The organism is Acidithiobacillus sp. TH-A36 (assembly GCF_057473445.1).
Genome location: NZ_JBYCKP010000305.1, coordinates 1 through 7,781, shown reverse-complemented (window position 1 = coordinate 7,781; position 7,781 = coordinate 1). Strand labels below are relative to the sequence as shown.

Genomic DNA, 7,781 nt, shown 5'->3' with positions numbered 1-7,781 from the left:
AGCGTCACGAGGGCTTGGGCAAACGCGAAGCGGTGGAAAAGGCGTCGAGTATCCGTCTGCGTCCGATTCTGATGACCACCGGAGCCATGGTACTCGGGGTTCTCCCCCTGCTCCTCATGAATGGACCCGGCGCCGTGAGTCGTTTCCAGATGGGCCTGGTCATTTTCACCGGCTTGGGCATTGGCGCGCTATTCTCGCTGTTCGTGGTACCCGCCATGTATATGGTGCTGGCCAAGAATTTGCGGGGGAGCGAAACCCCGGCTGAGCCTGCTTCCTGAAGCGGATCTTCGGAGGGAGCAGACCGGATACTGGCCCCCTGAACACGGCGGTGGGCCGGGAAGCTTTTTGCTTGACAAAAAATCGAGGGAACAGAAGAATGTTGGGATATTAGAGTATTTAAAACGACGCAGATCATTCATAAGGTTAATTTCATGATAAAGAAGGTTTCCCCAGGCCATTCAGCTTCAGCGCAGGGGAAGCAATGACTGCGCAACGCATTGATGGAAAAGCCATTGCCAAGAAACTGCAGGCAGAAATCGCCGAAAAAAGTCGTGCTTTTCTCAAAAACCATGGTCGGGCTCCTGGCCTGGCAGTGGTTCTGGTAGGCAACAATCCGGCCTCCGAAGTTTATGTCCAGAAAAAACGCGACACCTGCAAAAGCGTGGGGATCCATTCTCTGGCGGTAAATCTCCCGGCTGCAAGCAGTCCTGAACAATTGCTCCAGAAAATAGCCGGGTTAAATGCTGATGACAGCATTGATGGTATTCTCGTGCAATTACCCCTCCCCCCCCAGTTTGATCCTGAAGTCATCATTGAAGCCATAGCCGTCGAAAAAGATGTGGATGGCTTTCATCCCTATAACGTCGGGCGTCTCGCCCTCCGCGCGCCCCTGCTGCGTTCCTGCACACCTGCCGGTATCATGACCCTGCTTGATGAAATTGACCTGGATGTTCGCGGCAAAGAGGCGGTGATTGTTGGTGCGTCCAACATTGTCGGACGACCCATGGCTATGGAGTTATTGCTGGCAGGGGCCACTGTCACGGTCTGTCATCGCTTTACCCGCAACCTTCAGGCCCATGTGGAGCGGGCAGAACTCCTGATTGCTGCCGCTGGCAAGCCGGGTTTGATTCCTGGTCAGTGGATTCGTGAAGGCGCGGTGGTCATTGATGTTGGTATCAATCGTTTGCCTGATGGTCGCCTGACCGGCGATGTAGACTTTGCCGAAGCCGAAAAGCGGGCAGCCTGGATTACACCGGTTCCCGGCGGAGTCGGACCCATGACCGTGGCTACACTCCTGCAAAACACGTTAATAGCCGCCGAGCAGAGGATGCGCCAACGTCATGACTGAAAGCGATCAGTCAGAATCCGCAGAAAACCCGGTATCTCTGGATAATGCAGAGCTCTATTTCAATCGTGATCTGAGTATTCTCGCCTTTAATCAGCGGGTGCTGGCACTGGCTGATGATCCACGCGTACCCTTGCTGGAGCGCTTGCGCTTTCTGACCATTGTTTCCAGCAATCTTGATGAATTTTTTGAAGTACGCATGGCTGGATTACTGCAAAGGCGCAAATTTGGTGCCGGACCCTTGGGGCCTGACATGCTGGGACCAGATCGGGAAATTGCAGCCGTGGCGCAAATGGCCCATGAAATCATCCAGGAACAATATCTCTGCCTGAACCAGCGTCTGCTCCCGGCTCTGGCCAAAGAAGGCATTAGGCTGCTGCGGCGCAAGGAATGGCGAGCTGCACAGAAGCGCTGGATCAGCAATTATTTTCAGACCGAAGTCATGCCCTTGCTGACGCCTCTCAGCCTGGACCCGGCGCACCCCTTTCCTAAAGTGCAAAACAAGGGTCTGAATTTTGCCATTGTGCTGGAAGGACAGGATGCTTACGGACGACGCAGCCCCATTGCCATCGTCCAGGCCCCCAGGATTCTTCCCCGAATCATCCAGATTCCTCCCCACCTGGCGGGTCCCAGTGATTTTGTTTTTCTTTCCTCCATCATTCACGAACACGTCACCGCACTGTTTCCCGGCCTGAAAATTCTCGGTTTTTATCAGTTCAGGGTCACCCGTAACAGCGAACTGTTTGTGGATGAGGAAGAAGTGGATAACCTTCTGGACGCATTGGTGGACGAATTGCCCATGCGTCCTTTCGGGGAAGCTGTACGCCTGGAAGTCGCCAATAACTGCCCCCGCGAAGTCGTCGATTATCTGCTCAAACACTTTGAACTGGTGGATGACAATCTCTATTCACTGGCCGGACCGGTGAACCTGTCCAGGCTGGCGGCCATTATTGACATGGTGCCGCGCCAGGACCTGCTCTTTCCCTCTTTCGTACCGGGGCTTCCCAGCGTCTGTTCCCGGCCGGAAAATATTTTTGCGCGCCTGCGTGAAGCACCCATTTTGCTGCATCACCCCTACCAGAGCTTTAATCCGGTGCTTGATTTTCTGCGTCAGGCGGCTAGTGATCCCCAGGTTATTGCCATCAAGCAGACCCTCTATCGCACCACCCCTGACTCGCCCCTGATTGAGGCGCTGATTGAGGCGGCTCTGGCGGGCAAGCAGGTCACTGCCGTGGTTGAACTCAAAGCCCGCTTTGATGAAGCCAACAACATCCACATGGCCGAGCGTCTGGAAGAAGTAGGCGTACAGGTCGTGTACGGGGTCGTCAACCACAAAGTCCATGCCAAAATGATTCTGGTATTGCGCCGTGAGGAAGGAGGTATCCGCCTTTACGGCCATCTCGGCACGGGCAACTACCACCCCCGCAACGCCAGGATTTATACCGACTTGAGCCTGTTGACCGCCGATACGGACATTACCGCCGACATGAATGACCTGTTCATGCACATCACCGGCATGGGCAAGGTGCCTCAGTTGCGGCGCCTGCTGCAAAGCCCTTTTACGCTGTTCAACGCGCTTATTCAGGCCATTGAAGCAGAAACCCGCAGGGGTAGCGAAGGACGTATTCTGGCACGGGTCAACGCACTGGTAGACCCGGAGTTGATTCGTGCCCTGTATCGGGCCTCTCAGGCGGGCGTCGAAATTGATCTGGTAGTGCGCGGTGCCTGCGCCCTGCGTCCCGGCATCCCCGGCGTTTCCGAGCATATTCGGGTGCGCTCCATTGTCGGTCGCTTTCTGGAACACAGCCGGGTTTATTATTTCGGCAATGGACGGCATCCCAAGCTGTGGATTTCCAGCGCAGACTGGATGGGACGCAACCTGTTTAGACGCCTGGAGGTTGCCGTTCCAATACAGGACCCGGACCTCCGCGCCCGGGTTCTCGAGGAAACCCTGCAGCTTTATCTGCAGGATGACTGCAACGCCTGGCTCATGAAGGCGGACGGCAGCTATGAACATTTGCGCCGAAGCCCGGAAGATGACTGTCAATCCGCCCAGGAAACCCTGCTGCGGCATTATGATCGCAGCAGTCATCATGGCTAAAAAGGAGCCATAGCGATGATCAGAATCCTGGTCCTCAACAGCAAGGGGGGGGCGGGCAAAACCACTGTGGCGACCAATCTGGCCAGCCTTCTGGCGCTGCGTGGGACGGTTCTCCTTGCCGATCTGGATCCCCAGCAGTCTTCTTCCCACTGGGTCAAACGCCGCTCTCCCCTGCTCCCCAGGCTGAATGTGGTGGAAGATGCCGAACGCGACTTCCGTGATTATCCCGCCAGTGACTATGTGGTCATGGATGCCCCTGCAGGACTCAAAAAGAAACGCCTTGAAGATATGCTGGGTGAGGTAGAGGTTCTGCTGGTACCCATCGGCCCCTCCCTTTTTGATCTGGATGCCAGCCAGCTCTTTTTGCAAAAACTGGAAGAAATCAAGCGTTACCGTAAAGGTAGAGTGCGGATGGGGGTGATTGCCAATCGGGTAAATGCGCGTACCCGGGGTGCCCAGCATCTGCAAAGTGTCCTGAGTGAATGGAACCTGCCCGTGGTGGCGACCTTGCGGGATAGTCAGATTTACGTCCGTGCCGCCCAATGTGGTGCCGGAATTGCCGACATGCGTGCCACAGAAAACCGCAATGAATTGCCGCAATGGGTACGCATACTGAATTTTGTGATGGGAGATGGTGGTGGAAGAGGAACTTAAATTACAGATTATGGACGATACGGCTCCAGTCTGGAAACGTATTGCCGAACATCCTCTACTGGCCATCAGCAAAGAACCTCCACTTCAGTTGCATGCGTTTTATTTTGATAGTCGGGACAGCGCCCTGCAGCGCGCGCGTCTGGCCTACCGTGTGCGCCGCGAAGGAGAGGCCTGGATAGCCACCCTCAAGGCCAGCGGCCAGTCCGCCGGCGGACTGCACCAACGTCCGGAGTGGAATGTACCGGTCGCCAGTAACCAGCCCGACCTGAGCGTCTTCACCGATAGTGAAGCCGCCGCCATGCTTGCACCCTTCACGGAACTGGACTTGCAGGTCATTCTGGAAACCCGTTTCGAACGCCACGAAAGCCGGGTTACCCACACCGATGGCAGTGAAATCATTGTAGCGCTTGATCGCGGAGAAATTCTGGCCAGAGGCCAGAGCGAACCCATCCGCGAGGTGGAGCTGGAACTTGCCCAGGGGAATGCAGCGGCAGTGCTCGAAATGGGCGCAGCCCTCTGTCAGGATCTTCCCCTGATTCCCGACCAGGAAAGCAAATTGTTTCGTGGGTTGCGCCTGGCCGGTCTGATTGCCGATGAAAAACCGCGCGACACGGCATGGCCTCTGCACCGCCGGGAAAATGCTGGCAGTGCTTTCAGCCAGATACTGACCTGGCAACTCCAGCAAATTATTCACGATACACGCAAACACTGGGCCAAAACTTCTGCGGATAGTTTTCATGACCTGCGTAAAAGCGTGCGCAGCCTCAGATCAACCTTGCGCTTTTGCCGCGTGCTCGACCCGGACAATCTATTGCAACCCTACCGCCTCGCGCTTCAGGAATGGTTTCACCAGCATAACCACAAACGTGATTATGAAGCCCTGCTGGGATACTGGACCGACATTGCCGCGATCATGACCCTGGACCCCGCCCCCTTGCAGGATATTTTATCGGCGCAAGCACCCCAGCAGGCCGAACAATTACCGCAACTGGTCGCCATCCTGCTGAAACTCTGGGCCAGTTTAATGCGACATCCATTGACCCACGCCAAAAATCTGCAGGATTTCAGCGAATCCCAATTACATCGCGAAGACCGCAAACTGATGGCTGCCGGCAAAATGCTGCTGGATCATCCCGAAGCCTTACACAGCCTGCGCATCCTTATCAAAAACATCCGATATGTGATGATCACCCTGGCGCCATTATGGCCGGGAAAAGATAGCAAGGCCTTACTGAAATTACTGGCGACGTTGCAGGGTATTGCCGGAGAAATCCACGATGCGGACATGGCAGGCCAATATCTGCATCCCCTGGCCAACAATCGCAAAGCCGGCGTGGCTTTTCAGGCGGGTGCGTTATTGGGGTTCCTGCAGGGCCGCGAGGCCCGACAGCGTAAAAAATTCCAGAAATTCTGGTTGAGACTGGAATCCACGGCCCGGCCATGGGATAGCTAAGCGGCAGGATACGACCGCTGAATGACCTCGGTCAGGTCGCGGGACAGGTTCGGTTTTGCTGCCAACAGTTGCAGGGCATTCATCATGCCTCGCTGGCGGACCTTGTCATAGCGCTGCCAACGACTGAGAGGTGTGGCCAGACGGGCAGCAGTTTGCGGGTTGATATCATCCAGCCGACGGATTTGCTCGGCAAAAAAAGCATAACCTGAACCATCAGCCGCATGAAATAAGGTCGGATTCATGGAAAAAGCCCCCAACACCGCCCGCACCCGATTGGGCACTTTCCAGTCAAAGGCCGGATGCACCAAAAGATGCTGCACCTGGCGCAAGGTATCGGGGCGCGGTGCCATGGCCTGAATGGCGAACCATTTGTCGATCACCAGCGGATAATCCTGCCATTTCTGGTAAAAATCCAGAAGGATGTCTTCGGCATCATGTTTGGGATGCTGCACCAGCAACTGAAAAGCCGCCAGACGGTCTGTCATGTTATCGGCCTGCACATATTGCTGACGCGCATGCAGGGTCATGTCCTCATGACGACTGTGATCACTATGAATCAGATAACTCAAGGCCATATTACGAAGACGGCGACGACCAATGGAAGCCCCATCCCGCTCATAAGCGCCCGCAAGATCCTGATACAATCCTAACCATTCATCATGAAAATGTGCGCCAATTTTATCGAGCAGGGTCTCCCGCGCTTGATGAATGGCATCCACCGCAATGACCGCCATCTGTTCACCGATATAATCCTCGCTGGGCAAAGTCAACAACTCCGCGCGAAAAGCCGGGTCCATCTGGCTTTGTTTCAGTGTGGCAGACAGCGCCTGCGCCAAGGCCGCAGGCAACGCCTCGAGTTTCTTATGATTTTCCATCCCTTCCAGCAAAGATTTCAGGGCTAACTCCTGGGTGCTTTCCCAGCGATTGAAAGGATCATCATCCACACCGGCCAAAAAACTGCGAGCCTGATCATCGAGAGCAATATCCAGGCGCACCGGGGCAGAAAAACCCCGCAACAGGGACGGGATCACCGGATCGGGCAAGTCCTCAAAAGTCCAGCTTTGACTGGCCTGCTCCAGTAAAATCACCTTTTCGGTTGCGCCTGTTTTATCCAGAACCGCTTTTTCTCCCTGGGTGTTGAGCAAAGCCATGCGCACCGGAACAGGTACCGGCTCCTTGTTTGACTGTCCGGGCGTGGCGGGGGTGGACTGCTGTAGGGTCAGCGTGTAGGAACGACTCGCGGGATCATAACTTCCCTCGGCCTTTACTTGTGGTGTTCCAGCCTGGGAGTACCAGCGCCGAAAACTGGAAAGATCATAGTGGTTGGCATCTTCCATGGCCTCCACAAAATCTTCGATGGTGACCGCATGACCATCATGTCGTTCAAAATACAGATCTGTCCCCCGCCGAAAACCTTCCTTGCCGAGCAGGGTATGGATCATGCGCACCAGTTCCGCACCCTTTTCATACACCGTCGCCGTGTAAAAATTGTTGATTTCCGAATAGGCATCGGGACGCACCGGATGCGCCAGCGGGCCAGCATCTTCAGGAAACTGGGCCGCACGCAGACGTCGCACATCGCCAATCCGTTGCACCCCGCGCGAATTCATAACTGCACTGAATTCCTGATCACGAAATACCGTCAAACCTTCTTTGAGGCTCAGTTGAAACCAGTCCCGCAAGGTCACCCGATTACCCGTCCAGTTATGAAAGTATTCATGAGCAATGACCGATTCAACGCCCTGATAATCCGTATCGGTGGCGGTTTCAGGGCTGGCCAGCACATATTTGGAGTTGAAAATATTGAGGCCCTTGTTTTCCATGGCCCCCATATTGAAGCTGTCGGTCGCCACAATCATGTAACGATCCAGATCATATTCCCGCCCGTAAACCTCTTCATCCCAGCGCATGGCCCGCTTCAGGCTTTCCATGGCCTGGTCGCAGGCTCCCAGGTCCCGTTCAGCCACATAAATTTCCAGCGTCACCGACCGTCCGGATTGTGTAACAAAAACATCGCGCTGTACGGCCAGATCACCGGCCACCATCGCAAATAAGTAAGCGGGCTTGGGATAAGGATCTTCCCAACGCGCCCAATGCCAATCGTTGCCTTCATCCCCCTGGGCAATGCAGTTCCCATTGGCCAGCAACACCGGACAGGTTTTTCGGGAAGCGTGTAAAGTCACCGTAAATTTGGCCAGACAATCCGGACGATCCAGATAATAGGTAAT

6 protein-coding genes are annotated in these 7,781 nt (G+C 55.1%); 5 read left to right on the top strand and 1 reads right to left on the bottom strand.

Annotation, left to right across the window (positions count from 1 at the left end; translation table 11 throughout):
- The 5 genes from AC2VLY_RS08060 to AC2VLY_RS08040 all read left to right on the top strand — a co-directional run.
- On the top strand, nucleotides 1-278 hold a 278-nt coding region (locus AC2VLY_RS08060; protein WP_486892708.1), incomplete at its 5' end, for an efflux RND transporter permease subunit.
- A gap of 203 nt (nucleotides 279-481) precedes the next feature.
- Entirely contained in the window at nucleotides 482-1,348 is an 867-nt protein-coding gene (gene folD / locus AC2VLY_RS08055) for a bifunctional methylenetetrahydrofolate dehydrogenase/methenyltetrahydrofolate cyclohydrolase FolD (RefSeq protein WP_193650768.1), read from the top strand.
- Nucleotides 1,341-3,446, top strand: a complete 2,106-nt coding sequence (gene ppk1 / locus AC2VLY_RS08050) for a polyphosphate kinase 1 (RefSeq protein ID WP_193650767.1) — start codon at nucleotides 1,341-1,343, stop codon at nucleotides 3,444-3,446. The genes folD and ppk1 overlap by 8 nt, the downstream gene beginning before the upstream one ends.
- Before the next feature lie 15 nt (nucleotides 3,447-3,461).
- Complete coding sequence (locus AC2VLY_RS08045; protein WP_486892709.1) at nucleotides 3,462-4,100, top strand: nucleotide-binding protein; 639 nt, start codon at nucleotides 3,462-3,464, stop codon at nucleotides 4,098-4,100.
- Nucleotides 4,078-5,553 carry a CYTH and CHAD domain-containing protein gene (locus AC2VLY_RS08040; protein WP_486922067.1) on the top strand — a complete coding sequence of 492 codons (1,476 nt, stop codon included), beginning with the start codon at nucleotides 4,078-4,080 and terminating at the stop codon, nucleotides 5,551-5,553. The genes AC2VLY_RS08045 and AC2VLY_RS08040 overlap by 23 nt, the downstream gene beginning before the upstream one ends.
- Here AC2VLY_RS08040 and pepN read toward each other — a convergent pair.
- Nucleotides 5,550-7,781: aminopeptidase N (pepN, locus tag AC2VLY_RS08035; RefSeq protein WP_486922066.1), on the bottom strand; the 2,232-nt coding region annotated here is incomplete at its 5' end. The genes AC2VLY_RS08040 and pepN overlap by 4 nt on opposite strands.

Excerpts from the sequence above, each read along its gene's own strand:
- folD (WP_193650768.1), top strand. The coding sequence starts at position 482 with ATGACTGCGCAACGCATTGATGGAAAAGCCATTGCCAAGAAACTGCAG.
- ppk1 (WP_193650767.1), top strand. The coding sequence starts at position 1,341 with ATGACTGAAAGCGATCAGTCAGAATCCGCAGAAAACCCGGTATCTCTG.
- AC2VLY_RS08045 (WP_486892709.1), top strand. The coding sequence starts at position 3,462 with ATGATCAGAATCCTGGTCCTCAACAGCAAGGGGGGGGCGGGCAAAACC.
- AC2VLY_RS08040 (WP_486922067.1), top strand. The coding sequence starts at position 4,078 with ATGGTGGTGGAAGAGGAACTTAAATTACAGATTATGGACGATACGGCT.